The organism is Clostridium chrysemydis, assembly GCF_015234215.1.
GTDB classification, from domain to species: Bacteria; Bacillota; Clostridia; order Clostridiales; family Clostridiaceae; genus Clostridium; species Clostridium chrysemydis.
Genome location: NZ_JADEKP010000001.1, coordinates 403,236 through 430,165, shown reverse-complemented (window position 1 = coordinate 430,165; position 26,930 = coordinate 403,236). Strand labels below are relative to the sequence as shown.

At 28.6% G+C, this 26,930-nt stretch carries 23 protein-coding genes; 4 read left to right on the top strand and 19 right to left on the bottom strand.

Annotation, left to right across the window (positions count from 1 at the left end):
* Nucleotides 1–39: 39 nt before the first annotated feature.
* From INR60_RS02095 to INR60_RS02085, 3 genes are all read right to left on the bottom strand, one after another.
* The gene (locus INR60_RS02095; RefSeq protein ID WP_194189819.1) at nt 40–1,695 is read right to left on the bottom strand and encodes a B12-binding domain-containing radical SAM protein; all 1,656 of its coding nucleotides are present in this window, start codon (nt 1,693–1,695) and stop codon (nt 40–42) included.
* Nucleotides 1,696–1,710: 15 nt separating this feature from the next.
* The gene (locus INR60_RS02090; RefSeq protein ID WP_194189818.1) at nt 1,711–2,208 is read right to left on the bottom strand and encodes a protein kinase family protein; all 498 of its coding nucleotides are present in this window, start codon (nt 2,206–2,208) and stop codon (nt 1,711–1,713) included.
* Nucleotides 2,209–2,344: 136 nt separating this feature from the next.
* Entirely contained in the window at nt 2,345–3,616 is a 1,272-nt protein-coding gene (locus INR60_RS02085; RefSeq protein WP_194189817.1) for a hypothetical protein, read from the bottom strand.
* A gap of 173 nt (nt 3,617–3,789) precedes the next feature.
* Here INR60_RS02085 and spoVB point away from each other — a divergent pair, with 173 nt between their 5' ends.
* Nucleotides 3,790–5,286 carry a stage V sporulation protein B gene (gene spoVB, locus INR60_RS02080; protein WP_194189816.1) on the top strand — a complete coding sequence of 499 codons (1,497 nt, stop codon included), beginning with the start codon at nt 3,790–3,792 and terminating at the stop codon, nt 5,284–5,286.
* A 41-nt stretch (nt 5,287–5,327) separates the two neighbouring features.
* Here the strand turns inward: spoVB and INR60_RS02075 are convergent, their stop codons facing one another.
* The 5 genes from INR60_RS02075 to INR60_RS02055 form a co-directional block, all read right to left on the bottom strand.
* Nucleotides 5,328–6,938, bottom strand: a complete 1,611-nt coding sequence (locus tag INR60_RS02075) for a putative polysaccharide biosynthesis protein (RefSeq protein ID WP_194189815.1) — start codon at nt 6,936–6,938, stop codon at nt 5,328–5,330.
* A 13-nt stretch (nt 6,939–6,951) separates the two neighbouring features.
* On the bottom strand, nt 6,952–7,923 hold the full coding sequence (locus INR60_RS02070) for an RluA family pseudouridine synthase (RefSeq protein WP_194189814.1): 972 nt from the start codon (nt 7,921–7,923) through the stop codon (nt 6,952–6,954).
* Between the two features lie 70 nt (nt 7,924–7,993).
* Nucleotides 7,994–9,181: a M20 metallopeptidase family protein gene (locus tag INR60_RS02065; protein ID WP_194189813.1), complete on the bottom strand. Its 1,188-nt coding sequence runs from the start codon at nt 9,179–9,181 to the stop codon at nt 7,994–7,996.
* An 18-nt stretch (nt 9,182–9,199) separates the two neighbouring features.
* Nucleotides 9,200–11,191, bottom strand: a complete 1,992-nt coding sequence (locus INR60_RS02060) for a cell division protein FtsA (protein WP_194189812.1) — start codon at nt 11,189–11,191, stop codon at nt 9,200–9,202.
* Between the two features lie 93 nt (nt 11,192–11,284).
* Nucleotides 11,285–13,309: an ATP-dependent helicase gene (locus INR60_RS02055; RefSeq protein WP_194189811.1), complete on the bottom strand. Its 2,025-nt coding sequence runs from the start codon at nt 13,307–13,309 to the stop codon at nt 11,285–11,287.
* 126 nt (nt 13,310–13,435) lie between these two features.
* Between INR60_RS02055 and INR60_RS02050 the strand changes: the two genes are divergently transcribed.
* Complete coding sequence (locus INR60_RS02050) at nt 13,436–14,914, top strand: nicotinate phosphoribosyltransferase (RefSeq protein WP_194189810.1); 1,479 nt, start codon at nt 13,436–13,438, stop codon at nt 14,912–14,914.
* 27 nt (nt 14,915–14,941) lie between these two features.
* Here INR60_RS02050 and INR60_RS02045 read toward each other — a convergent pair whose 3' ends face one another.
* The 3 genes from INR60_RS02045 to INR60_RS02035 form a co-directional block, all read right to left on the bottom strand.
* Nucleotides 14,942–15,124 (bottom strand): hypothetical protein, encoded by a 183-nt coding sequence (locus INR60_RS02045; RefSeq protein WP_194189809.1) that lies wholly within the window; start codon nt 15,122–15,124, stop codon nt 14,942–14,944.
* A gap of 95 nt (nt 15,125–15,219) precedes the next feature.
* Nucleotides 15,220–16,440 carry an EAL and HDOD domain-containing protein gene (locus INR60_RS02040; protein ID WP_194189808.1) on the bottom strand — a complete coding sequence of 407 codons (1,221 nt, stop codon included), beginning with the start codon at nt 16,438–16,440 and terminating at the stop codon, nt 15,220–15,222.
* Between the two features lie 73 nt (nt 16,441–16,513).
* Entirely contained in the window at nt 16,514–16,843 is a 330-nt protein-coding gene (locus tag INR60_RS02035; RefSeq protein ID WP_194189807.1) for a hypothetical protein, read from the bottom strand.
* Between the two features lie 353 nt (nt 16,844–17,196).
* Between INR60_RS02035 and perR the strand changes: the two genes are divergently transcribed.
* The gene (gene perR / locus INR60_RS02030) at nt 17,197–17,604 is read left to right on the top strand and encodes a transcriptional regulator PerR (RefSeq protein WP_194189806.1); all 408 of its coding nucleotides are present in this window, start codon (nt 17,197–17,199) and stop codon (nt 17,602–17,604) included.
* Nucleotides 17,605–17,640: 36 nt separating this feature from the next.
* Here perR and INR60_RS02025 read toward each other — a convergent pair whose 3' ends face one another.
* Nucleotides 17,641–18,843: a type 2 periplasmic-binding domain-containing protein gene (locus tag INR60_RS02025; RefSeq protein WP_194189805.1), complete on the bottom strand. Its 1,203-nt coding sequence runs from the start codon at nt 18,841–18,843 to the stop codon at nt 17,641–17,643.
* A gap of 98 nt (nt 18,844–18,941) precedes the next feature.
* On the opposite strand from INR60_RS02025, the gene INR60_RS02020 reads away from it, so the two are divergent.
* Nucleotides 18,942–19,853 carry a hypothetical protein gene (locus tag INR60_RS02020; protein WP_194189804.1) on the top strand — a complete coding sequence of 304 codons (912 nt, stop codon included), beginning with the start codon at nt 18,942–18,944 and terminating at the stop codon, nt 19,851–19,853.
* A 130-nt stretch (nt 19,854–19,983) separates the two neighbouring features.
* On the opposite strand, the gene INR60_RS02015 is transcribed toward INR60_RS02020, so the two are convergent.
* From INR60_RS02015 to clpP, 7 genes are all read right to left on the bottom strand, one after another.
* A complete protein-coding gene (locus INR60_RS02015; RefSeq protein ID WP_194189803.1) occupies nt 19,984–20,697 on the bottom strand; it encodes a hypothetical protein in 714 nt (237 codons plus the stop codon).
* A 147-nt stretch (nt 20,698–20,844) separates the two neighbouring features.
* Nucleotides 20,845–21,120 (bottom strand): hypothetical protein, encoded by a 276-nt coding sequence (locus INR60_RS02010; protein WP_194189802.1) that lies wholly within the window; start codon nt 21,118–21,120, stop codon nt 20,845–20,847.
* Nucleotides 21,121–21,155: 35 nt separating this feature from the next.
* A complete protein-coding gene (locus INR60_RS02005; protein ID WP_194189801.1) occupies nt 21,156–21,689 on the bottom strand; it encodes a hypothetical protein in 534 nt (177 codons plus the stop codon).
* 128 nt (nt 21,690–21,817) lie between these two features.
* A complete protein-coding gene (yihA, locus tag INR60_RS02000; protein WP_194189800.1) occupies nt 21,818–22,414 on the bottom strand; it encodes a ribosome biogenesis GTP-binding protein YihA/YsxC in 597 nt (198 codons plus the stop codon).
* Entirely contained in the window at nt 22,404–24,740 is a 2,337-nt protein-coding gene (lon, locus tag INR60_RS01995) for an endopeptidase La (protein ID WP_194189799.1), read from the bottom strand. Before lon ends, yihA begins: the two co-directional genes overlap by 11 nt.
* Nucleotides 24,741–24,881: 141 nt before the next feature.
* Nucleotides 24,882–26,180: an ATP-dependent protease ATP-binding subunit ClpX gene (gene clpX, locus INR60_RS01990; protein ID WP_194189798.1), complete on the bottom strand. Its 1,299-nt coding sequence runs from the start codon at nt 26,178–26,180 to the stop codon at nt 24,882–24,884.
* Between the two features lie 26 nt (nt 26,181–26,206).
* Nucleotides 26,207–26,803 carry an ATP-dependent Clp endopeptidase proteolytic subunit ClpP gene (gene clpP, locus INR60_RS01985; RefSeq protein ID WP_194189797.1) on the bottom strand — a complete coding sequence of 199 codons (597 nt, stop codon included), beginning with the start codon at nt 26,801–26,803 and terminating at the stop codon, nt 26,207–26,209.
* Nucleotides 26,804–26,930: the final 127 nt, after the last annotated feature.

The window sequence follows — 26,930 nt, the reverse complement described above, 5'->3', positions numbered from 1 at the left end:
TTATTAAAAATTTATGAGAAATTTGTCTTATATAATAATTTAAATGAAAATAATATTTTTATCATTGTCAACTACTGCATAGATTTCTTTTTTAACAATTTCCCCTTTTGCTAAAAATGCTTCAATATCTATATTGAATTTTTCTACAGTATAAATTCTAAAAGAGTATTCTTCTCTAAGAGAATCTTTGATTTTCCCCTCTTCTTCTCTAGTTAAATCACCTTTTAAAAACTCAGGTATCCCTCTTTTTTTATTTTGAAGTAAATAATCGTATCTTAAAATTTCTCTAAGTGCATAGTTATCTTCTTTTAAAACTTCAAAGTTAAAATCTAGAAAAAGTTTATAATATTCATTATTTCCTATGCTTCTGTCGAAATACCCCTTGTTTTCGTATAGTTTTGATAAATCATTAAAGAAATCAAAAGGTTTTTTATATTTTGGATAAAAATATTTTAAGGTATTGTTGAATTTTTGCCCATTATAGTATTTATCGACCATATGTTCAACTTTCTTAAGTTTAAGTAGTTCTAGATAACTTATATCCTTTGTACTTAAGATTTCATATGGTGGATAATCTGAATACTTCATATTCCAAATGTCCGCTTCTTCTCTCATTGAAGAACCCTTTAAAAGTTTTAAAAATCCTAATTGGATCTCTTCTGGCCTTATTGAATGAACATCATTAAAAGAATTTACAAAGGAATCATAATTTTCTCCTGGTAGTCCTGCAATAAGGTCTAAATGCTGTTTTATATTCCTTATCGATAAAAGTTCTACTACCTTTTCTTTTATATCACTAAAGTTAACAAATCGATTTATGTTATGTAAAACCTTATCGTTTGTAGTTTGAACTCCTACTTCAAATTGGAATCTTCCTTCTGGGCAGTTTCTAAGTAATTCTAATTCCTCTTTTTTTAATATGTCTGCTGATATTTCAAAGTGGAATTGAGTTTCTGTATCGCTATTTATTAAAAACTCCCAAATCTCCATTGCAAATTTGTGATTGCAGTTAAATGTTCTATCAACAAATTTAACAAGTTTTACTTTTTTGTCTATAAAGTATTGAAGTTCTTTTTTAGCTCTTTCTATGTTGTGGAATCTAACTCCGTGTGTAGTTGATGATAAACAATATTTGCAGTTAAAAGGACAACCTCTTGAGCCTTCATAATAAACTATTTTGTTATCAAGATTTTCGTCTTCTTCGTATGGAAATACTATTTCATCCATATTCATAAGAGGTCTAGTGCCATTAAACTTCACTTCATTATTTTCTCTATAAATTAATCCTCTTATACTATCAATTTCTCTAAGATTCAATTTATATTCAACTAACTCTTTAAATGTTTTTTCACCTTCACCTTGAATTACATAATCTCCTACATTCTCCTTTAGGAAAACCATGCTATCATATGTCACTTCTGGTCCTCCAAACATTATTTCAATGTTTGAATCAACCTTTTTTATAAGATTTGCTAATCTAATTACCATCTCAACATTCCAAATATATGTAGAGAAAGACACAAGGTCTGGTCTTTCTTTTATAATTTCTTCTAATATTTTCTCTTCTCTATCATTAATAGAAAACTCTCTTATATTACAATCAAAATCCATATCCTTTGTAAACGCCTTTAAATATCTAACAGCTAAATTGCTGTGAACGAATTTAGAGTTTATAGCTGTAAGTAAAACTTTCATATCTTCATCTCCTAGTTATAATTTTGTTCCCTCTATAAAATGCATCTCTTCCCAAATTCTAGTTTCGTCTATTTTATAACTTTTTTCAAGAATTTTTTTAGTTTCTTCTATATTAGAAGAAGAAAATGGGTTTAGATTTTTTATTTTAAATTCCTTTAAACCGCCCTTAGGTAAGACTACCTTTATACTATTATCTACTATTTCTCCTATATTTTTATTTATATCCCATATATATATCTTACCATTTATTTTAATATGTTTACTTATATCTTCTATTAAATTTTCTTTACTTTCATTTTTCCAAAGCTTACTTAAACTAAAAAACAAAGTACAAGAATCGTATTCCCTGTTCTTTAAGGCAGTTTCCGAATCACCTTCTATATAATCTGCTGATATTTCATCATCTATATCTTTTGAAATATTATAAATAACACCGTGGTCTTCGCAAGTTATATCTAATACATCCCCTTTAAATTTAAAATTTGATAAATTAATTAATAATGTTTTTCCCATTTTTACACCCCTTTAGTTTTTTCTTTTATTTTACCATTTATTTACATATTCTAAACTAATTTCATTTATTTTAAAAGAGGTGTTTAATTAAAAATAAATTAATACTTTAAAAAAACACCTTACTCTTAATAAATGCTTATCTATATTTTCTTTTTAATATTTTATTAACTACTATAACTAAAGCAATTAAAGTTATTATAACTACTATAATTATAATTGCTTTAGGGACAACTTTTTTCGAGCTTAATAAATCACTATTATAAATTTCATAAATAACTCCATTTTCCTTTTCTAAAAGTAAACACTTATCTTTTAAAAATAATATATCTATAATTTCATTTCCTTCTTTTAATGCAATTATCTTAGTTAACTCTTTTTTCTCATTTAAACTTAAAAGTTCTTTTGTTTTACTATCAAAATATAAAATAGAATCCTTCTCTAAAATAACGCCCTCTCTATCTATTGCTAAACATTCTATAGAATCAACAGAGTTATGCTGATAGTAAGGTCCATAAACACTTTCTTTAGGTGGATTTAATAAAAGATTTTCTATTTTTAAGTTATCTGTAAATCTTGGAGATGAAATAGGATCTCCTCCTGAAAAGTCAGGCCATCCATACCAAGAGTCTTCTTTTAAATTATATATATAATCAGAATCTCTTAAAACAGGTCTATCCCCTTCATTTTTCATTCCACTAACTGCTGCATATATTTCACCGTTTGCCTTATAGTCAATTCCTTTTATATCCTTTACGCCACTTGAAAAAGTTTCTATCTTTTCTTTATTTACATCTATTTTAATTAATGAAGCATTTCCAATTTTACTTTTATTTATTTTTTCTCCTTCTTTGCTTGAATCTCCAAACTCTTTAAAAGCCCCAGTATTTTTCTTTCCATAGTTTATCCCTCTTAATTTTAAATCGATAGGGCTTAAATCTTTTTTCTTTTCGTAAAAGAACTCACTTTCTTTTGCTATACCTGAGTTTGTAAATGTACCTATGCTTAAATATATATCATCATCTTTTCCAAGTAGTTTTCTATCTAAGTCATCTCCAAAGGGAATATCTTTAACTATTTCTCTTTTCTCATCGCCATCTAAATTTAAACTATATAATTTATCCTTAGATAAAATATATATTCTATCGCCTTTTATCTCTATATCTTCTATAGAAAAATCCCTATTTTTTATACTTTTCAAAACCTTGCCTTCATCTGTTATCTTTGTAATCTCGTTTTCATATGCTATATATAGATATCCTTCATTATCTTTAGCTATTGCTTTAGATTCTTTAACTCCCTTTAAAAATAATTTACTATCTATTTCTTCTTCAAAGGTTTTAACTTCATATCTATTTGTATACATATAAATAAAAATTGAACTGCTAACTATAAATATTCCACTAAACAAAAAAAATATAAGCCTTTTCAATAACTTCACCCCATCATAATTAAACTCCTTTTAATTTATATTTAAACTAGTATATTTAATATTCCACTTTAATTAATAAAACTTAAATTAATTATTGTATATTTATAACCTTTCTCGAATATCTTTTATTAAAGGTAAAGGAGTGATTTAGCTTGGAAAAGGATAATTTTTTTAAAAATTCTTTTCTTTTAACAGCTTCAAACATAACAACTGGTATACTTGGTTTTATTTTCTCAATAAACTTATCTAAGCTTTTAGGGGCTGAAGGTATGGGGCTTTATAACCTTGTTATGCCGCTTTACAATCTTTTTATATGTTTAATGACAGCTGGTATAGTTGCTGCTATTTCTAGAGTCTCAGCAGTATACTCACGAAAGAAAGAATACGGTAATCTAGATAAAACTATTAAAACTGTTGCTATTTTTAACTTTGTTTGGGCAATTATCATTGGAATTTTAGTTTTTGCATTTGCACCATTTATAGTTGAATTTGGTGTATCTGATTCTAGAACTATTAATGCTATACGGGTAGCTTGCCCTGCTATGGTTTTTATTGCACTTTCTAATATTTTAAAGGGATATTTTTTAGGTCTTTCTAAAATTAAAGTTCCGGCTATTATAGATATTTTAGAAAAGGGTATGAGAATAATAACAATTGGACTTCTAGTTTTTTCTTTTAACTCTGTAAATTTAAAAACTTTAGTAACTTTAGCTTATATTTCCCTAGCTATAGGTGAGATGCAAAGCTTGATTTTACTATATTTTTACTACAGAAGATTAAAATTTAAAAATAAACATCTTATAAATAAACCTACAGAAGGTCGCGTACAACTTTTATTTAACGTGTTAGTTGTATCACTTCCTCTTTGCTTAAACGGATTTATAGGGAGTATATTTTCTACACTTTCTACACTTATAGTTCCAAAGCGGCTTATACACGCTGGGTTTACTTATGGGGAGTCTCTATCTATGATTGGGAGGTACTCTGGTATGGCAGTTTCAATTATTGCAATACCTTTAATAGTTGTAGGTTCTATAAACAGTTTATTGGTTCCAGACCTATCTCAAAGTTTGAGCCGTGGAAATGAATATGAAGCTACTAAAAGAATAAATACAGTTATGAAAATTGCTTTTATACTAGGAATTGCAACTGCAGTTATTTGTAATCTTGTTCCAAACGAACTTGGAAGCCTTTTTTTTGATAGAGTCGATTTAGGAAATTACATTAAGGCTTCTTCTCTTGCAGCGCCTATATTTTTCTTAGCCTCAACTATGTTTGGAATATTAAATGGTTTAAATAAGCAAGGTACTATAGTTAAAGTAACGATAACTATAGCAGTAGTTGAACTTATATCATTATTTGTTTTTACAGGTATACCTTCTATAAATATTTATTCTTATAGTATATCTTTACTTTTAACATCTTTAGTTTCGCTTTTTATAAGCATAAGGGAAATTAAAAAAGTTTTAAAGGTTCATATTCCAGTATTTGATTTTACTATATTTTTATTAATAGGTATATTATTCTTCTCTTTATTTAAACTATTTGTAGCACAAGTGTTAGCACCTTTAAAAACTATAGAAGTAATACTTCTAATAATATTATCTTTTTCATTTTTTGCATTTATATCAAGATTTGGAACTGAATAAAAAAAATGCTATGAAAGATTTTCTTTCATAGCATTTTTATTTTATTTCAATTTTTTTCTTATAAATCTAGGTAATAGTTTATATACCTTAGTAGATACAGAATCTATATCTCTCTTTCTTATTCCACCAAGCATTACCATTATAATAAAGTAAACTAATCCTCCAACACCTATTAAAACCATAGTATAAATAAATACTATAATTCTATTAGTTCCAGTGAAAGTTAAAATTAAATTTATTGGATTTTTAAGACCTATTATTGCTAAAGCCATAAATGCTGATGCAATTAAAGGCTTAACGATGTTACCTATAAGAGGTACATGTATCTTTGCATGCCTTTTTATTATAATAGCATTTATAATAGTTGGAACTGCATAACACAAGAAATTACCAATAAGTACACCCATAATATTTATGTTTGGTATTCCAACAAAAATAAAGTTTGCAATTATCTTAAGAACTATCCCTATAGTAAAAGATATAAGCATAGGATAAAATTGGCTTATTCCTTGAAGTACAACGCCCTGTATTTGCGATACAGCCATAAAAATAACTATAAATGATCCATAAACCATAAGGTTTGAACCTTCTATTCCACCATATAAAAGTTTATAAACATCATCGCTTAAAACAGCAAGCCCTACAGCAGCTGGAATAGTTATTGAAAGAGTAAGTCTTAATGCAAAATTCAAACTAGACTTTATCTCTTTTCTATCTCTTAAATAAGCAGCCTTGGAAACCCTAGGTAATATAGTCGTTCCAAGTGCTGTAACTATTATAAGTGGAACACTTAATAATACTTTATAGTTATAAAGTAATCCATACAAAGTATCGGCTTCAACTGATGTGAATCCCGCATGTAATAGTCTTCCGTTAACATTAACCATATCAACTAGTCCACCAAAGTTTTGAATACCTGCACTAAGAGTAATTGGAAGCCCATATCTTACTAATTTTCTTAAAATTGTATCTATGCTTACTCTCTTTTCAGGTTTTGGCATTTTTAGTATTTGTTCTTCATACTCTTTTTTATCATAAATATGTATTAAGTAAAAACAAGCTATCAAAGCACCAACTGAAGTACCAACAGTTCCCCCAGCACTACCTAAAGGAAGACTTATTTGTACTAAAATAAATGCAAATAATAAACTTATAGCTACATTTAAAATCTGTTCTAAAACTTGTGAAACTGCTATTGATGTCATTTCATTTCTACCTTGAAAATACCCTCTATAAGAAGATAAAACAGCGGTAAGAACTATACTTGGAGCTAACGCAAAAATTGCATAAGCAGATGATGAAATATCTGCTGCATGAGCTATAGGAAATGCTAAAATCATAAGAAGAACTGTAAGTCCTCCCCCAATTATCGCATATACTCTTCTGCTAACTTTTAATGCTTTAATTGCATCCTCTTCGTTTCCTACTGCTCTTATTTCTGATACGATCTTTGCAACGGCTGGTTGACATCCCATACTTGCTATAGCATAAACGAATATAAAGATATCATAACTTCTAGCATATATACCAACACCTTCCGCTCCTATTATTTGATTAAGAAGCGGAACATATAATGCTGATAATAATTTTGCTAATATCCCTGCAAGAGAAAGTATCATAAATCCTTTTGTAGATGATGACTCTTCTCTCATAATAATCCCCTATCTAAATTTCAAATCTAAATACATCTCTTTTTATTTTTTTAAATATCGGAGGTAAACTATGTGTTATAGTTTTGTTTTTTAGGTAAGCTAACTTTCCATCAACTTCTCTAAAGTTTAGTTTGTATGCATATAGATATTGGAATGTTAATCCATACTTGTTGTCAAAGAATGAATTTAATTTTCTATCTCCATATTTAGAGTCTCCTATTATAGGATTTCCTACGTGAGCCATATGAGCTCTTATTTGGTGACTTCTACCTGTGATTAAGTTAACCTCAATTAATGAGAATGAACCACAGCTCTCTATAGTCTTAACTTCCATTTTTATTTCTTTTGACTCTGGAATTTGTTTATCATAGATTTTTGAGATATTTGCATCTTCATTCTTCTTGATATAACCCTTCATCATTCCATCTTTAACTCTTCCTTTTACTAGAGCTAAATAGTATTTTTTAACTTCATTTTCTCTTATTATACTGTTAAGTTCTCTAAGAGATTCAAAGTTCTTTCCAAAGATAACCATACCTGAAGTATTTCTATCTAATCTATTACATGGTGCTGGAGTAAAAGTAACTTCGTTTTCTGGTATGTAATCTCCCTTAGCATTTAAATAAGATAGTACATAATCAGTTAATGTTGCTTCTTTTCCTTTAGCATCTGGATGAACTAATACTCCTGGCCATTTTTCAACTATAAGCACATTTTCATCTTCAAATACGATTTTTATTGATTTAGGATCAACTTTAATAAAGTTTTCCTTTTTCTCAGATTTCGCCTTACTTTGGATATATCTGATTTCTACTACATCATCTATTTCTAAAGCATATTTTTCCTTTTGTTTTTTCCCATTTACTCTAATATCGCCTTTTCTTAAAGCTTTAAATATTGCACTTAGGGGCACATCCTTTAATAGCTTTCTTAAAAACTTATCAAGTCTTTGTCCTGCTTCGTTGGCACTTATTTCTATTCTCACTTTTAAAATCAACTCCTAATTTTACTTCTTTAGTAAATCTCTTTCCCCATTCTAATAGAATAATCTGTATTTACTTCCCTGTCAAATAATTTAAAGCTGCAGTGCATTGAATCTCTACCCCAAGTTCTAAAGCATCTTCATCAATATTAAAGAATCTACTATGAGCTGGCTTGTCTGTGCCTTTTTCACTGTTTCCTGTTCCTAAATAATAAAAGGCTGATTTTCTAGCCATTGCAAAATATGCAAAGCTCTCAACTCCCATACTAGGATTTTTTTGTTCTATTACGTTTTGACTTCCTAGTACTTCACTTGCAGCTTCTTTTATTATATCTACCATATCAGAATCATTTATTAAACATGGATAACTTTCTTCGATTTCAACTGTTGCTTCCCCTCTAAGTGAAGCTGATACTCCTTTTGAAATTTCTTCTAATCTTTTTTTTGCAAATTCCCTATCTTCTGGAGTAGTAGTTCTAATTATTCCTTCTATTACAGCTTCTTCTGGAATAATATTTTGAGCTGTACCTGAGTGGAATTTTCCAATAGTAACTACTGCTGGATTCACTGCACTTATTTCTCTACTTACTATTCCTTGAAGAGCTGAAACTACGTTTGCACCTATAACGATCGGGTCAATAGTCGCACTTGGCTGAGCTCCGTGCCCGCCCGCACCTTTTATAGTTATTTTAAATGGGTTTGAAGCTGCATTTACCATTCCGTTTTTTATTCTAATAGTTCCAACCTCTACATCTTCTGCTACATGAAGCCCAATTACGCAATCTACATTTGGTGATTCTAACACTCCGTCATTTATCATAATTGCTGCCCCACCTGTAGTTTCTTCAGCTGGTTCAAAAAGTAATTTAACAGTTCCACTAAACTTATCTTTATTTTTATTTAAAACCTTAGCTACTCCTAAAAGAATTGTAGTATGGGCGTCGTGCCCGCAAGCGTGCATTCTACCTTTTATTTTAGAAGCGTAAGGACATCCATTTTTTTCTTCTATAGGAAGTGCATCCATATCACCTCTAATTCCTATACATTTATCAGTATTCCCTTTTCCTTCACCTTTAATGATTCCTAAAACTCCAGTTTTTGCAACCTTTTTATAAGGTATTCCCTCTTTTTCTAATAAATCTATTATCAGCCCTTGAGTTCTAAATTCTTCAAATCCTAGTTCTGGATTTTCATGTATATCTCTTCTTATTTCTACTAACTCATTTTTTATATCTTTTACATCATTTTTTATATTAATCATCTTGCCCCTCCTTATTTTTTAGCTCCATTTAACTTCAATAATATCTTTTTCTTTTATTAAATCAGTATAAGCTGCCTTTTCTCCGTTTAAAGTTAATATTAAAGTTTCGCCTTTTACATTTGCTGTATCAAAATCATAAAAATTAAAAATATCTACAAACATATAGCCTTCTTTTCCTTTTAGAGTAACCTCTTCATCGTTTACTAAAACACTTATTGTATTTTCATTTCTTATGCTTTCTAATAAAGGTTCATCTTCCTTAACTTCTTCTTTTAAAGAGATATCTTCTCTCTTTAAGTTTTCCCCTTCTTTCACTCTATAATCATCTTTTAATTCTTCTTTATTTAAAAATAATTTATCACTAGATTTTAAAACATATTTTTTAATATCACCTATTGTATTTGGAAATATTACCTTAATATCATCATTTTCTTTTATGGGAGTATCTAACTCTTTTACTTCTCCATTAATTAAAGCTATCGTATTTAAGTTAATTAATTTTCCATCTATGTATATGCTTGTACTATTAATTTCATCTAATAAATCTAAAACTTTCGCCTTTGCATCCTTACCTTTTTGCGCAAATTCTATATCTATCTTATCGCAGGCTGAAATTTTAGTATCTACATTAGCTTCTTTTCCATTTAATCTAATTTTTGCACCTTCGCCATTTTCTCCAAATAATATTCTTTTTTTGCCATTTAAAGTAAATCTTAAATTTTTACCATTTTTATTAATTAACATGGCAGAATGGATTCCAGCTTGAAGTAAAACATCTAATATAGTGTGCTTATGCGAATTAAACATACTTATACTTTTGTTATTTAAAATAACATCTATAAAATCTTCTTCTTTATTTTTTATTCCATTTAAAGCTATTCCAATTACAGTAACTCCTGCAGAGCCTAAATTATTTTCACCTATAAAGTTATCTATCCCAGTTCTATCTTTTATACCTATTCTTCTCTTGTCTAATGAAATGATATCACTTATTTCATCTATAAGCCCTGGAGTGTGTGCACCTCCGCCTACTAGAAATACTGCACTTGGCGCTTTATTCCCGTTTAGTTCTAAGATCTTTTCTCCTATAGCTTCCGCAAGTTTTCTTACTATAGAATTTATCTTTAATAAAACCTCTTCACTTTTAACACTGTTTTCAAGTCCTAAAACATCTACATAATCTATAACTTCTTCTGTATTTAGCTTCCTTTTTATAGCTTCTGCTGAATCAAAATCTACTAAATACTCTTGTGCTATTACTTCTGTTATTTCATCTCCTGCAATAGGAACCATTCCATAAGCTGAAATACTTTCTTTTGAACTTATTGCAATATCTGATGTTCCTGCCCCTATATCCACTAATGCAATATTAAGTAGCCTTAATTTTTGAGGTACAACAGCTTCAATTGCAGCTATAGGCTCAAGAGTTAGGCTATTTACTCTAAGCCCTACCTTATCCATAACAGTATATAAAGAATCTACTACAGACCTTGGAAGAAATGTTGATATTATATCTGCTGAAATTCTCTCGCCCTTATGCCCTAAAAGATTACCTATTACAAAAGAATTTAAATAATAATTTTTAACTGAATAACCTACGCAATAAAGCTTACCTTCTGTATCTTTTGCTATAGTATCTTCTGCTTTTTTAACTACGCTAAGTTCTAAGCTTCTAACTATATCTTTATCAATCTCAACTTCTCCATCGATTTCAATCTCTTCGCTTTCTAAAACAGTTCTTAAAAATCTACCAGCTGCCGCTATAGAAACCTCTTTTAAAGTTATACCAAGTCTTTCTTCTAATTGCATTTTTATTTTATTTACTACTTTAGCTACAAGGTTTATATCATGAATTTGCCCATCTATCATAGCCCTTTCTTCATGTTCTATATAAACTTCTTCTAAAACTTCAAACTTTTCGTCTGTGATTTTACCAACAGTACCTATTATAGATCTTGTCCCAATATCTAATGAAAAAATAATTTTCTTTTCAAAAATCTCATCTATCATAATTTAAAACTTCCTCGTATTTTAATATATTTAAAGGCTCATATTGTCATAATATGAGCCTAATTTAAATTATATATTATAAATTTTCTATATTCAACTTTCCGAATTTATATTTACTCCCATTAAAAGATTTCTCTCAAGTAATATCTTTATTGAATAACTTCTAGTTACTCCATCTTTAAATAATATAGAGATTTTATCTCCTGAAATTTCTTTTATCATTCCCCACTCTTTTCTACCATTATGATAAACCTCAGCCCCTTTTGTAAATCCGTGAATTTCTTCCTCTTCTGTTTTAAACTCAGTTTCTTTAATAAACCTTGATACCTCTCTAAACTTACCACCCTTTGTTTTAGGGGCTAGTATATAAAGGTTATCTATAGCCCTTGTAATTGCAACATAAAAAAGTCTCCTCTCTTCTTCTACCCCATCTTCACCAGCTGAAATGTGCGGTATAGTTTCTTCATTACAGTTTGCGATAAATACATTTCTAAATTCCATTCCCTTAACCCTATGGATTGTACTTAAAATTACTCTATCTTCATCAGACTTATCTTTTGAATCTTCGATTTCACCTTTTACTCTATCTACATGTTCAAAAAATTCAAAGATACTCTTAAATTCAGAAGCTGATATTTTAAACTCTTCTAATATTTCTTCTAAATCATCTAAACTTTGTCCAAAATCATCAGCATATTTTTTTAAATAATCCATATAACCCAAATCACTAATTATAAATTGTATAGCGGAACTTAAAGTTAACTTATTTAAATATATTATATCTTTTTTTAAGTCACTTAAGCTTTTAGCTTGAAATGGTTTTGTATCATTTTTTTCTATAAGTATATCAAAAGGATTCTTATCTTCTCTAAAGTTTTTAACATAGGCTATATTACTTTTACTTATATATCTAAATGGCTTATTAATTATTCTTATAAAACTTCCTCTATCGTTTATATTTAATGATAACTTTAAGTATGTAAGAATATCTTTACATATAAAATGTTCAAAAAAATTATATTCTCTATCTAAAAGAGTAAAAGGTACTCCTTTTCTAGTAAAAACATCTATAAAAGACATAGCTTCCATATTAGTTCTATATAAAACTATATTTTCATTATAGCTGTATTCTAAATTGTTATAATTTTCTTTAATAACTTCCACTATCTTTTCACCTTGAAATTTCTCATCATATGGATTAAAAACCTTAATAATCCCCTCAGTTTCTTTAAATGAAGTTATAAGCTTATCGTTTCTATTCTCATTATTTTTAATTAGGTTTTTAGAACCATGTATTATATTTTTATTGCTTCTATAATTTATAGCTAAATAATATTTTTGACTGTCTCCAAATATATCATCAAATATAACCATATATTCAGGTTTAGAGCCCCTAAAAGAATAGATGCATTGATCCTCATCTCCTACTGCAAATAAAGAATTCTCATCTGATGAATTTATAAGACTTAAAAACTCTATTTGAAGCTGATCGCAATCTTGAAACTCATCAACTAATATATACTTAAAGATATTTCTATAATTATTTAAAACATTTTGATTGCTTTCTAAAAGCTCTATAACTCTTAAAGCTAAATCATCGAAATCCATAAGATTTTCGTGTTCTTTATACCCTTCGTATCTTCTGTAGCACTCTTCAAAAATATCTCTTTTTACAGTAGGTGAAAAACTTGATAAAGGTATTCTAGCATTTTTAAAAAGAGATATATCATTTAATACTTCTTTTATCTTATCTTCACTTACTTCATCTGAGAATTTTTTTAATACACCTTCAATAAGTTTATTTACCTTAAATCCTTCAATTATATTTATTGAATAACCTTCTCTTAAAAGAATTTTATAAAAGAGTCCATGAAAAGTTCCAAAAAACGGAGCTCTATCTCTATTGAATCTTTTTTTATATCTTTCCTTCATATTAAGTGCTGCTGCCTTTGTGAAAGTTATAACTATAATATATCCAATCCCTATTTTAAACTCACGTACTAATTTATCAATCCTATTTATAATTACGGTTGTTTTTCCAGACCCAGGTGCTGCAACTACTAAAGTATTTTTATATGTTGAATTTACTGCTGCACTTTGGAATTTATCTAATTTCATTTTTTTCTCCTTAATGTTTATTTATCTTAATTATAGCCTATACTATTTATAAAATAACAACTATTATTGTAATAATTTCACTATCGTTGTACAATAGTTTTAAGTATTTTTTTAGAGGAGAGTATTATGACTAAAAATAATAACTTTAATATTAAGGATGAAAGAAATTTAACTATGCTTGTTGATTTCTATGAATTAACTATGGGTAATGGTTATTTTAATAAAAACCTTCAAGATAGAATTGCTTATTTTGATATGTACTTTAGACGTGTTCCAGACGGCGGTGGTTACTGCATAATGGCTGGCGTTGAACAAATTATAGAGTATTTAACATCTCTTAAGTTTACAGATGACGATATAAAATATTTAAAAGATAGAAACCTTTTTTCAGAAGGCTTTATAGAATATTTAAGAAATTTTAAATTTGAATGTGACGTTTGGGCAATTCCTGAAGGAAATCCAGTCTTCCCAAATGAACCTTTAGTTACAGTTAGAGGGCCTGTTATACAAGCTCAGTTTATTGAAACTATGATTCTTTTAACTGTAAATCACCAAACCCTAATAGCTACAAAAGCAAATAGAATATGCAGAGCTGCAAACGGAAGAACTGTTATGGAATTTGGTTCAAGAAGAGCTCAAGGATACGACGGTGCAGTTTACGGTGCTAGAGCTTCTGTTATAGGTGGATGTGATTCTACTGCATGTACTATTGCAGATCAAAAATTCAATATACCTGCAAATGGAACTATGGCTCACAGCTGGGTTCAACTATTTGATACTGAATATGATGCATTTAAAACTTGGGCAGAAGTTTATCCTGATGAATGTTTGCTTTTAGTAGATACATATAACGTATTAGGTTCTGGTATTCCAAATGCTATAAAAGTTTTTGACGAGATATTAAAGCCTCTTGGAAAAAGACCAAAAGGAATTAGAATAGATTCTGGTGATATAACATACCTTAGTAAAAAATGCAGGGAACTTTTAGATAATGCAGGCTACCCTGATTGTAAAATTGTAGTTTCTAATTCTCTTGATGAACATATAATTAGAGATGTATTAAACCAAGGTGCTTGTATAGATTCATTTGGTGTTGGGGAAAGACTTATAACTGCAAAATCTGAACCTGTTTTTGGTGGTGTATATAAGTTAGTTGCAATTGAAAAATCAGGAAAAATAATTCCCAAAATTAAAATTAGTGAAAATAGCGAAAAAATAACTAACCCTGGCTTTAAAAAGACAGTTAGAATATTTGATAAAACAACACATAAAGCAATAGCTGATTTAATATTACTTCATGATGAAGTGATCGATGAGAGTTTACCTTTGGTTATTTTTGATCCTGTGTATACTTGGAAAAAGAAAACTATTAAAAATTACTATATAAAAGATTTAATGGTTAAAATATTTGATAAAGGTAATCTTTGTTATGAGTGCCCTGAAACTTTAGAGTCAAAAAAATTAGCTAAAGAGGAAACTTCTAAGCTATGGCCTGAAATTTTAAGATTTGAAAATCCTCATACATATTATGTTGATTTGTCTGACGAATTATGGTCTTTAAAACAAACTTTATTGCATTCTGCAACAAACGAATTTCAAAAATAAAAAGAGGCCTAAATTTTAGGCCTCTTTTTAAATATTTAACAAAGGTATTTGACTTCTTAAATTACCTTCATCTTCAAAATCTAAATCATCAACTTCTAAGAACTCTTGAAAAACACAATCCTCCAACTTCCCTAACTCTCTTTTCATCGGACAATCATCATAACATTCTTCATTAGAGCTATCTGTCGACCAAAAAGGACATTTACTCATAATTCTCCCCACCCCTGTAAACGAAATCAAATTTCCAATTCCGTCTCTATTATAGAATATTTTACAAATAAAATAAACCCTTTTTTCCAAATTAATCAATATTTTTCCACAATATCTATAGCCCATCCTATAGATTCTGCATATAACCCAAATAAAATACCAGAATCTATTCCTATTTCGCTAGAAAGTTCCCTAATTTTATCAGTATCCATTTCTTCATAGGCTTTTACAAGTTGAAGAACTTTTCCATTTAAGGTTTCATTAGGATTTATTAATGACTCTTTTATATCACTTTCAACAGGAAGTTCTCTTATAACTTCTTCCATATCTTTTCTCATAAATAAATCTAAAAATGAAAATAAACCAACTATAAAAGCTTTTGATTTTTCTCTTTTATCTATATTGTTTACAATAGACTCGCAAAAACGCCCTCTTATAATACTATTTATAGAGAGTTCACTGTCATATCCGGCTCTCATAGACCTCATAATTATAAGCGAAATCCATTTTTTTAATTCCTCTACTCCTAAAAGCATGATTGCCTGCCTTATAGAACTTACACGATTTTTAAAACTAAACATCCCAGAATTTAAAAATTTAAGAAGCTTAAAGCTTAAAGAAACATCACCTTTTATTATTTCCTCAATTGCATCTATATCATATTCATAGCTAAATAGTTCTTGAAGAAGTTTATAATAAACAACATTATTTGCTGCTATGTCACTATCTTGTACCATTTTAGGTTCACTAAATAAAAAACCTTGAAAGTAAGAATACCCTGTCCTTATCCCTTCATCATGCTCTTTTTTAGTTTGAACTTTTTCAGCTAAAAATTTAGCCCTTGGATTTATTTCTTTTATTTCTTTTAAAAGAAAAGCTCTTTCCTCTTTTGAGTTAAGTCTAAAATCGATTTTATAAATATCAATTATATCTTTAAATCCTTTATGCATTCCGTTAACACTAACATCATCTAATGCAATTGTATAACCAAGTGTTTTTAGTTCTCTTAATTTATTTAAAAGTTCAGCTGTCGGTTCAACTTGCTCTAAAACCTCAACTATAATACTTTCTCTTGGAAGAAGTTTTGGTATTTCATCCATAATGCAATCTTTAGGAAAGTTTATAAAAGCTTTTTTCTTATCAGCAATTTTTCCTTGCCCCATAAGCATTACATTGTAAACTACTTGAAGCGTTGCTTCATTTTCTTCTACAGTTGGATCAAAACTATTCTTTTTTGAATTCCTATATAAAATTTCATAAGCAACACATTCAGCTTTGCAATTATAAATCCCTTGCCGTGCTAAAAAAATTTCCATATTTTCCCCTTTCAGCAATCATGTCTATGCACTATAAAACCGCATGTTATTAACATGCGGTATATTTATTTCATTACTTAACAAATCCAGTATTTTTCCCAACTGAAATATCTATTATTTCATTTTGGAATGCTTTAAGTAGAGCTTTTTCTAATACTTTTTCTTTGTCAAAGTTTGCTATGTCTTTGCACTCTGCAAAAACTTTATTTTTTTCTCCGTTGATGTTTCTATATGTAAGTGTAACATTTGGCTTATCATATTCAACTTGTAGAATCTTTATACCCCAAGAAATTTGAGCGTAATCATCTTCTATGTTTAATTTTGTAAGTTCACCTAATCTTTGTTTTTCCTCAGTAGGATCATTTACTATTATTAGTCTATCTCCAACTTTATATTTAGCCATATAAAATCCTCCTCATATATAGTTTATTTATTATATAAAAATTTTATCACTATACTGATTTTCTTGCAACTCTATAAAGATACATTTATAATTAATAAATAGTAAAAAAAAATAGAACAGAAATCTGTTCTATAATGGAAATAAACATGGAATTGTTATTTGTTTAACAACTTTGTCTATATTTTAACATATATTCTTTTTAAGTACAAGCAATTTTTTATAAAATTTTAAATGTTTTCACTTGTTAAATAATACTAATTATCTATTCGTAGTTTTTTTCTTTTAATAGTAATTGACTTTTTTTTACTGAAATATTATAATAATTTATATAGTAAACAGAAAGGAGTGATTTTATGGAGAATATCACTGCAATATTTAAGGAGAAAAAACTTAAATTAACTCCTCAAAGGCTTGCTGTTTATAAGTACCTTATGAGTACTACAGAACATCCATCTGCGGAATTAATTTATAAAGCTATCCAACCTGATTATCCAACTATGAGTTTAGCTACAGTTTATAAAGCCCTAAAAACTTTAGTTGAAGTTGGATTAATTCAAGAGCTTAATGTAGGTGAAGGAAATTTTAGATACGACGGAACAATAAAGCCCCATCCACACGTGCAATGCATCGAATGTGGAAAGGTAGATGACTTACATTCACTAGATGTATCACATTTAAATGAAGAAGCATCTAATCAATCTGGATATAAAATTTTATCAAGCCAAATGTATTTTTACGGAAGATGTAAAGACTGTCAATAAATAAAAAAACGCAAATGAAAATTTGCGTTTATTTTTTTATTCTAAAACTCTCTCCCATTCTTTTTTATCGTACTTACCTCTCATTATATTTTTAATTTCATTTTCTATTTTTTTTATCTTCTCATTTGAAATTATGTTTACATAAAACTTGTTTATCCCATCTGCTGCATGTATATCTTCAGCCATTTCAGCACTTACTCCTAAAAGATTACTATCTGCTTCTTTATTTCCAGTTATCAAATTTTTTTCACTAAGCTTCTTAAAGGCATCAGACTGAATTAAGTACCTTATAAATATATCTATTTCGTCTGTTTTTTCTGAACCTATTGTAGAACATAGTATTAAATCTGAACCTACTGGAGAATTTACATTGTTATTTATAGGTAATTTATTTACACAATAAAAGTCATTACTCTCTTTATCTAATCTGTCTGTTACAAGAGATGTAGTAAGAAGTACTGGAATCTTTTTTTCATTTAACTCCTTTATAACACTTTCATCTCTATCTATAAAATTTTCTTCTTTTAAAATTCCTAGAGTATAATAATAATAAATCTTATCCATAAGAGTTTGCCCATTTTTTATTTCTTTTATCTTTTCTTTAATATTAGTTGAAAGCATCTCATTTTTTATATCGTATACTATAGTATCATTTGCAACTAAATTGCTTAAAAGTATCTCCTTAGAGTGCCTACTCTCAATAAATGTTGGTATTTTTATATTTTTTTCATTAAGTTTTTTTATAAGATTAAACATATTATTTTCAGTTACATCTATTTGCATTTCCTTTAGCATTTTCTTATTGTATATGAGTTCTAAAGAGTACGGTTTAAATGATAACCCAAAATACCTTCCATTTATTCTAGAATATAGATTTGTTATAAGTGAGAATTTTTCGCGAGTAGTCTTATCTTTAAATAGAGATGTTAAATCTCTTAAATAATCTTTTGATATAAAATCCATAAATGAATAACTATCTAATAACACAAGTGAGGCTTCTTTATGCTCTCCTATCTTGTTTTTCACTTCATCCTCGCTTTCTAGAGGAACTATTTGTATCTCTTTCCCTTCTTTATTTTTATATTCTTTAACTAAAGTCTCCACATTTTTAATTGTTACAATAGAATTTTTATTATAGTACAACTTAACCTTTGAATCTTCTTCTTTCTTTTCCATACAAGATACTAAAACTAGCATCGAAAATAAAATATAACCTAAAATAACTCTCTTACTTTTCATAAAATCACTCCTAATTTAAAAATTCTCTATATTATAGTTTGCTTCATAATCATTAAATTATATCTTCTTCATATACTTTTATAAGGAGGTAATAATAGATGAAATTTTTAAAAAATTCCTATAAAATCATAATATTTTTAGTTTTTATTTTTATAACTCTAGTTTTAATAAATAAATTTTTAACAAACAATAGCGAAAAATCCACTATGTCATCTTATTCTCTAGAAGAAAAAGATTATAAAGTTAATTTAGATGGAGACAATCATACTGAAACTTTGAAAGTTTCTAAAACATCTAAAGGGTTTAATTTAATTTTAATAGATAAAGATAAAGAAATTTCTCTTGGAAGTTTAGATAATGATGAATTTTTAGTAGATACCTTAGATTTTTCTTCAATTAATATTTTAAACCTTTCTAGAAACTCCAAAAATCAAATCTTAATTACAGGAGTAAAAAATAATAATAACGTTACTTATTTATTTGGTTACTTAGAAAACGAGCTTAAACTTATATATAAAGATGATATAAACGTAGTTTATCTAAAAGATTATAATTCAAATAAATCCCCTCAGTTTATAACTTTTCATTTTTATAATAATGTTACACCTTTTAATTCTTATTATCTTATTAATGATAACTTTTATGATGTAACTAAAACTAATTTAACTAAATTTAATTTTAATTCTCTTTATGAACTTATAAACATAATATCTTTAGATTACGATTTAGAAAGTGTTCCTGATATTTTTGATTCATCTACTGATTCAAATGAGATATCTCCACTATGGAAATTAGATAAAGATTCTTATAGCTATACTTTTCAAAATGCAATTATAAAAGATGATTCTTTCTCTTATAATCAAAGCTTAGAGACTGTAGAAGCGTATCTAAACTTTAGTAAAAAAAATAAAACAAATAATAGTGTGTCTTCCCTTAAGTTAAAGGTTATCCTTAAAAAAAATATAGATGATAATTTTAAAGTTTTAAGTTTAAATACTTTTAAAAAATAAAAGGCCGCTTTTTAGCGGCCTAAAAGGGGGATGGGGGGTTTGCCTTATTAACCTTGTCAATAAAGCTTTGTAGGAGAACTATTTCTCCGGTACAATTATATTATTAACAATTAAAATAATTTTATACAACTTAATCAAAAATACCCTCATTATATTTTTGTATAACTTTATCTATAAAAGATTTTCTTTCATCATTTACAAATTTCTTTAAAGCAAGTAACATTTCTACGTTGCCATCATCCACTCTTATCTTCTTTTTTTCAGCTCCATCCCCATTTTTTGAGTTATTTAAAGGACTAGTCTTTTCTTTGTTTATAGGGTTTCTGTTTTGTTTTACTGTGTTATTATTAACTTTTTCTTTATTCAAATCGTTTGTTTTATTATTTTGACCATTATTATTTGTAGGTCTATTGTTATTTATGTTGTTACCCATGTTATTTTTAAAGTTATTCATGTTGTTTGACATCCTATTGTTCATATTACCAAGTTGACTTAAAATTGCCATAGGATTAAAATTCCCCATAGGATTATTCATCATATTATTCATTTGATTATTCATTTGGTTATTCATCTGGTTATTCATCTGGTTATTTGTTCCAGAATTCATATTATTAAACATTTCCATAGGATTATTCTCGCCATTTATATTATTTTGAAAATCAGAAAGATTAACCCCATCTTTATTCATAGATTGCATCATTTCATTTATCTTATTCATATCAAGACTACCCATCATATTCATAAGCCCGTTTGGATCTAATCCAAATGGTCCATTCATCATGTTATTCATATTGTTCATGTTATTATCTTGATCATTTCTATTTTTATGTTTTCTCTTTGACACATCTCCCCCACCTTTTTTCATTTATTATTTATTATATGTATAAACTTTATTTTTGTTAAAATTTTTTGCATTTTTTTGGAGGGCCAATTGGCCCTCCAACAATTATCAATCTATTAAATTGATTAACTTGTTTAGATTACTTTAAAACTAGAATACGCTTCCGTTATTTCCACAACCACAGAATAGTACGATTATTATAATAATCCACCATGATCCGAATCCGTTATTTCCGCATCCGTTTCCACAGCTATTTCCACAACTATTTCCGCATCCAAATCCGTTATTTCCACATCCACCACATAGTAATAATATTAATATAATTATCCACCATGATCCGAATCCACATCCGCCATGATTTTGACATCCTGTATTACAAGGTGAAACTACTACTGTATCATTACAGCAACAACATTTGTGTGACATATTTAATCCTCCTAATTATATTTATATTTTTTTAATTAACATCCACAGTTGTTTCCACAACCTGAGTTATTGAATCCGCCGCAGAATAATAAGATTATAATTATTATCCACCACATACCGAATCCGCCTGATTCAAATCCGCCACCGCAGTTACCATATCCTTGATTTCCATAACCTTGCATTGCTGCACAGTTTTCTGGATAGTATACTGTTTGAGTGCATTTTTTGAATTTTGGTTTTTCACAACAACAACAACAACAATTTGACATAGTATTATATCCTCCATTTCTACATCCGCCACATAATAGTAGCAATATTATTATCCAAAGATTGTTATTACCGAAGCCACATCCACAATCACAGCCATCGTTCCAATTGCAATCGCAATCTAAATCGCAAGGGTCACAATCGTCGAAAGAATCATAATCTGAACAAGATGAATCATCTTCGCAACTGAAATCACAGACATCTTCGTCTGAATAGCTATCGCTACGATCTGAATTGCAGCTAAAGGAACTCGAAGAATCACTATCATGACTGAATCTATTTAAGATATCATCGATTTCCATGGTTTGCCTCCTTTAATACCTTTTTGTTTGCTTTTTATACTATATACTATTCCTCTAGTAATATTTTGACACTATTTTTTTACATAAAAAAAAGCCTATGAAAAATATTTTTCATAGGCTTTTATTCCTTAATCTAAATCTGTTGCATACTCAGAAAAAAGGTTATTTATAAGCTCTTCACTACCTTTTTTATTTAAAGATGAGAAGTAATATAGCTTTTCTTCTTTTTCTAAATTAAGTGCTTCTTTAATTATTTTTTTGCTTTTAGCTATCCCGTTATTTGATAATTTATCACTTTTTGTGGCTACTACTATTACGTCGTAACCGTAATGCTTTATCCAATCGTACATAAGCTTATCGTCTGCTGTAGGTTTATGTCTTGCATCTACTAAAAGAACAACTCTCTTAAGCTCTTCTCTATCGCAAAGGTAAGTTTCTATAGTCTTACCCCAACTTTCTTTTTCTGTTTTTGAAACTTTAGCGTAACCATACCCTGGTAAATCAACTAAATAAAAATCATTATTTATAAGGAAGAAATTTATAAGTTTTGTTTTTCCAGGCGTTTGACTTACCTTTGCTAATTTTCTTCTATTAGTTAAAGCATTTATTATAGAACTTTTACCAACATTTGATCTACCAACAAAAGCAACTTCGTTTCTCTTATCTGTAGGGTATTGGTCCGGCTTAACTGCCGACGTTATAAATTCTGATTGTTTAATTCTCATTTAAATCATCTCCAATTATTGCATTTTGTAATACAGTATCAATCTCTGAGGCTGTAATTATTTTTAGAGATTTCTTAACTGATTCTGGTATTTTTAAAGCATCATTTTCATTATCTTTTGGAATTATAATAGTATCAATCCCAGCTCTTACAGCTGCTAATGATTTTTCTTTTAAGCCACCTATAGGTAAAACTCTACCAGTTAAAGTTATCTCACCTGTCATAGCTACGTTGTGTTTTACTTTTCTTTTACTTAAAGCTGACACTAAAGCTGTAATCATAGTTACGCCTGCTGAAGGACCATCTTTTGGAACTGCACCTTCTGGTACGTGTATGTGGATATCTTTATTTTTATAGAATTCATCGTCTATATTATATTTTTTTGCGTTGGCTCTAACGTAAGTGTAAGCAGCTTTTGCAGATTCTTGCATAACGTCACCTAACTGACCTGTAAGCTGCAACTTACCAGTTCCGTCCATAACCATAGCCTCTACAGGTAGAGTATCTCCACCGTAAGCAGTCCAAGCCATTCCAGTAACTACTCCTATTTTGTCTTCGTTATCAATTTTATCAAAAGTATATCTTCTTTTACCTAAAAGGCTTTCTACCTTTTTAGAATTTATACTTATGCTATCTTTGTTTTTCTTAAGCATTTCTGTTATAGCTTTTCTTATTAAAGATGCAATTACTCTAGTTAATCCTCTAACTCCTGATTCTCTAGTATAACCATCTATTAATAATTTTATAGCCGAATCACTTATTTTTATTTTGTCTTCTTCTATATTATGTTCCGCTAATTCTTTCTTTATTAAATATTTTTTTGCTATATTAAATTTCTCTTCGTAAGTATAACCTGATACTTCAATTACTTCCATTCTATCTAAAAGAGGTCTTGGAATTGTATCTAAGCTATTTGCTGTAGCTATAAATAGCGTTTTTGAAAGGTCTAATGGTAGTTCTAAATAACTATCTCTAAAATCTTTATTTTGTTCACTATCTAAAACTTCAAGTAATGCATCAGATGGGTCTCCCTTATAACTTGCTGAAACTTTATCTATCTCGTCAAATAAAATTAAAGGATTATTAGTCTTAGCTTCTCTAAGTGCTTGTACTATTCTACCTGGCATAGCACCAACGTAAGTTCTTCTATGACCCCTTATTTCAGATTCATCTTTCATTCCACCTAAAGCAACTCTTACATATTTTTTATTCATAGCTTCTGCTATAGATTTAGCTATAGATGTTTTACCAACTCCTGGAGGTCCTACTAAACAAAGTATAGGTCCTTTCATTGAATTACTCATTTGCTTAACTGCTAAGTATTCAACTATTCTCTCTTTAACATCTTTTAATCCATAATGTTCACTATTTAAAATATTTTCCGCTTCATTTATATCGATTCTGTCTTCACTAGATGTATTAAATGGAACATCTAACAAACAATCTAAATAAGCTTTAGTAACTGAACTTTCTGAAGAACTATTTGACATACTTCTAAGCCTTCCTAGTTCATATTTTGCTTTTTCTAGAACTTCTTCTGGAAGGTCTAGACTTAATATTTTTTCTTCGTATCTATCTAGTTCTTCCTCTTCATTTTCATCACCAAGTTCTTCTCTTATAGCTTTTATTTGTTCTCTTAAATAATATTCTTTTTGAGATTTATCAGCTTTTGCTTTTACTTTATTTGCTATTTTCTTTTGAGCTGAAATAATCTTTATTTCCTCTTCAATAACTAAAAGTAATTTTTCCATCCTCTTTTTAAGATTAGTAGTCATAAGTATAGCCTGTCTATCTTTTTCTCTAACTGCTGCTATACTAGATGCCATATCAACAAAGCTAACTATATTATCATCCATTTGGATCCCTCTAATCATATCAGGACTAGCTTCACCAGTTAGTTTTATGTATCTTATAAACACCTTTTTTAATTCTTTTAAGTAAGCTTGTACTTCTAAAGAATCTACATCATCTTCTTCAATTTTTTCTATCTCTACTTCTAAATACTCTTTTTTATTTTTTAATTTTAATATTTTAGCTCTTTCCTTACCTTCAACTAAAACCTTCATAACACCACTGTTTATACCTTCAGTTGGTTTTATAACTTGTTTTATCTTACAAATAGTACCTATACTACAGATGTCACTTTTTTTAGGCTCAGATATATCAGGATTTTTTTGAGGTGCTAAGAAAATATATTCCCCATTTTCCATAGCAATCTCAATTGCTTTCATTGATTTATCTCTTCCTACGTCAAAGTGGATAACCATATTAGGAAATACAGTTAACCCTCTTAAAGGAATTAGCGGAAGAATATTTTCTTTTGTCATTTTTATCTTCCTCCAAACTTATAATTTATTTAGACTTAATAAGTATAACATAACCATTAATTTTTTCAATAATTGTAACTAAACCTATAAATCTTTATAAAAATAAAAGGCACTCTAAAGCATAGAGTGCCTAAGTATTAATTATGCAGTTTCACCATTTTCTTCTTTTGTAGAGGATTTATCCAGTAACATAGGTCTTATTTCACCTTCTGGTAATCTTTCTACTTTAGGTTCACTACCTTTTTTAACAGTGTCTTCTGTCACTGTAACTTTTGTGATTCTTTCATCTGACGGAACATCAAACATTACATCTATCATCATTTCTTCAATAATAGCTCTAAGTCCTCTAGCCCCTGTCTTTCTTTCTATAGCTTCGTCAGCAATTCCATCTAAAGCTTCTTTTGTAAATTCTAAATCTACATTATCTAATTCTAGAAGCTTTTTGTATTGCTTAACTAATGCATTCTTTGGTTCACAAAGTATTTTTACTAATGCATCTTTATCTAATGATTCTAAAGTAACTACTATTGGAAGTCTTCCTACAAATTCAGGAATTAATCCAAATTTTAATAAGTCTTCTGGAGTAGTTTCTTTTAATAAACTTCCTAAATCTTTTTCTTTTTTAGATTGGATTTCAGCTCCAAATCCTATAGAACTTTTAGTAGTTCTTTTTTCTATTATTTTATCTATACCATCAAATGCTCCACCACAAATAAATAATATATTTGAAGTATCTATTTGAAGTAACTCTTGATGAGGATGCTTTCTTCCACCTTGTGGTGGAACTGATGCAACTGTTCCTTCAAGAATTTTTAAAAGTGCTTGTTGAACACCTTCTCCTGAAACATCCCTAGTAATTGAAGGATTTTCAGATTTTCTAGTTATTTTATCTATTTCATCTATATAGATAATTCCCTTTTGTGCTCTTTCTACATCGTAATCAGCATTTTGAATTAATTTAAGTAATATATTCTCTACATCTTCACCTACATAACCTGCTTCAGTTAAAGTAGTAGCATCTGCTATAGCAAAAGGTACATTTAAAACTTTCGCTAGAGTTTGTGCAAGTAATGTTTTACCTGAACCTGTAGGTCCTAAAAGTAAAATATTACTTTTTTGTAGCTCTATATCATCGTTAGATTTTTTTGAATTAATTCTTTTATAGTGATTGTAAACAGCAACTGCTAAAGCTTTTTTAGGATCATCTTGACCAATAACATATGAATCTAAATATTTTTTGATTTCATTTGGTTTTGGTAAATCTTCTGTTCCTTTAACATCTACTGTTTCTTCGAACTCATCTTCTATTATCTCAGAGCATAGTTCTATGCATTCATCACAAATATATACTCCAGGACCTGCAATAAGTCTTTTTACTTGATCTTGACTTTTGCCACAGAAAGAACACTTTAGTCCCTTTTTCTCTTCAAATTTAGCCATACTTTCACCTCACTAAAGTAAATTTATTAAGCTTTTGCCTCTTCGTTTTTAGTGATTACCTTATCAACTAAACCATATTCCATAGCCTCGTCTGCATCTAAGAAATAATCTCTTTCAACATCTTTTTTTAATTCATCAAGAGGTTTCCCTGTGTTTTCACTTAATATCTTATTTAATCTTTCCTTAATTTTAAGGATTCTCTTAGCGTGTATATCAAAGTCAGTTGCTTGACCTTGGAACCCACCTAAAGGTTGGTGTATCATTATTTCTGCATTTGGAAGTGCAAATCTTTTACCCTTTTCCCCTGAAGATAAAAGGAATGATCCCATTGATGCAGCAAGCCCTATGCAAATTGTACAAACATCTGGCTTGATATACTGCATTGTATCATATATCGCCATTCCAGCAGTTATTGAACCACCTGGACTATTTATATAAATATAAATATCTTTATCTGGATCTTCACTTTCTAAAAATAAAAGTTGTGCTACTACTAAATTAGAAGTAGTATCATTTATCTCACCATTTATCATAATTATTCTATCTTTTAATAATCTTGAAAAGATATCATAACTTCTTTCCCCTCTGTTTGTTTGTTCTACTACCATTGGTACTAAACTCATAATAATTCCCTCCTTTTTAACTAGACATTATATTATTATTACCTATTATACATATTTCAAACGCTTATTTGTTAATCTGTATTTTAAATAATTGCCAGAAAAGTCTTTTCTGGCAATTATCTTAAAG

Excerpts from the sequence above, each read along its gene's own strand:
- INR60_RS02095 (WP_194189819.1), bottom strand. The coding sequence starts at position 1,695 with ATGAAAGTTTTACTTACAGCTATAAACTCTAAATTCGTTCACAGCAAT.
- INR60_RS02090 (WP_194189818.1), bottom strand. The coding sequence starts at position 2,208 with ATGGGAAAAACATTATTAATTAATTTATCAAATTTTAAATTTAAAGGG.
- INR60_RS02075 (WP_194189815.1), bottom strand. The coding sequence starts at position 6,938 with ATGAGAGAAGAGTCATCATCTACAAAAGGATTTATGATACTTTCTCTT.
- INR60_RS02065 (WP_194189813.1), bottom strand. The coding sequence starts at position 9,181 with ATGATTAATATAAAAAATGATGTAAAAGATATAAAAAATGAGTTAGTA.
- INR60_RS02060 (WP_194189812.1), bottom strand. The coding sequence starts at position 11,191 with ATGATAGATGAGATTTTTGAAAAGAAAATTATTTTTTCATTAGATATT.
- INR60_RS02055 (WP_194189811.1), bottom strand. The coding sequence starts at position 13,309 with ATGAAATTAGATAAATTCCAAAGTGCAGCAGTAAATTCAACATATAAA.
- INR60_RS02050 (WP_194189810.1), top strand. The coding sequence starts at position 13,436 with ATGACTAAAAATAATAACTTTAATATTAAGGATGAAAGAAATTTAACT.
- INR60_RS02045 (WP_194189809.1), bottom strand. The coding sequence starts at position 15,124 with ATGAGTAAATGTCCTTTTTGGTCGACAGATAGCTCTAATGAAGAATGT.
- INR60_RS02040 (WP_194189808.1), bottom strand. The coding sequence starts at position 16,440 with ATGGAAATTTTTTTAGCACGGCAAGGGATTTATAATTGCAAAGCTGAA.
- INR60_RS02035 (WP_194189807.1), bottom strand. The coding sequence starts at position 16,843 with ATGGCTAAATATAAAGTTGGAGATAGACTAATAATAGTAAATGATCCT.
- perR (WP_194189806.1), top strand. The coding sequence starts at position 17,197 with ATGGAGAATATCACTGCAATATTTAAGGAGAAAAAACTTAAATTAACT.
- INR60_RS02025 (WP_194189805.1), bottom strand. The coding sequence starts at position 18,843 with ATGAAAAGTAAGAGAGTTATTTTAGGTTATATTTTATTTTCGATGCTA.
- INR60_RS02020 (WP_194189804.1), top strand. The coding sequence starts at position 18,942 with ATGAAATTTTTAAAAAATTCCTATAAAATCATAATATTTTTAGTTTTT.
- INR60_RS02010 (WP_194189802.1), bottom strand. The coding sequence starts at position 21,120 with ATGTCACACAAATGTTGTTGCTGTAATGATACAGTAGTAGTTTCACCT.
- INR60_RS02005 (WP_194189801.1), bottom strand. The coding sequence starts at position 21,689 with ATGGAAATCGATGATATCTTAAATAGATTCAGTCATGATAGTGATTCT.
- yihA (WP_194189800.1), bottom strand. The coding sequence starts at position 22,414 with ATGAGAATTAAACAATCAGAATTTATAACGTCGGCAGTTAAGCCGGAC.
- lon (WP_194189799.1), bottom strand. The coding sequence starts at position 24,740 with ATGACAAAAGAAAATATTCTTCCGCTAATTCCTTTAAGAGGGTTAACT.
- clpX (WP_194189798.1), bottom strand. The coding sequence starts at position 26,180 with ATGGCTAAATTTGAAGAGAAAAAGGGACTAAAGTGTTCTTTCTGTGGC.
- clpP (WP_194189797.1), bottom strand. The coding sequence starts at position 26,803 with ATGAGTTTAGTACCAATGGTAGTAGAACAAACAAACAGAGGGGAAAGA.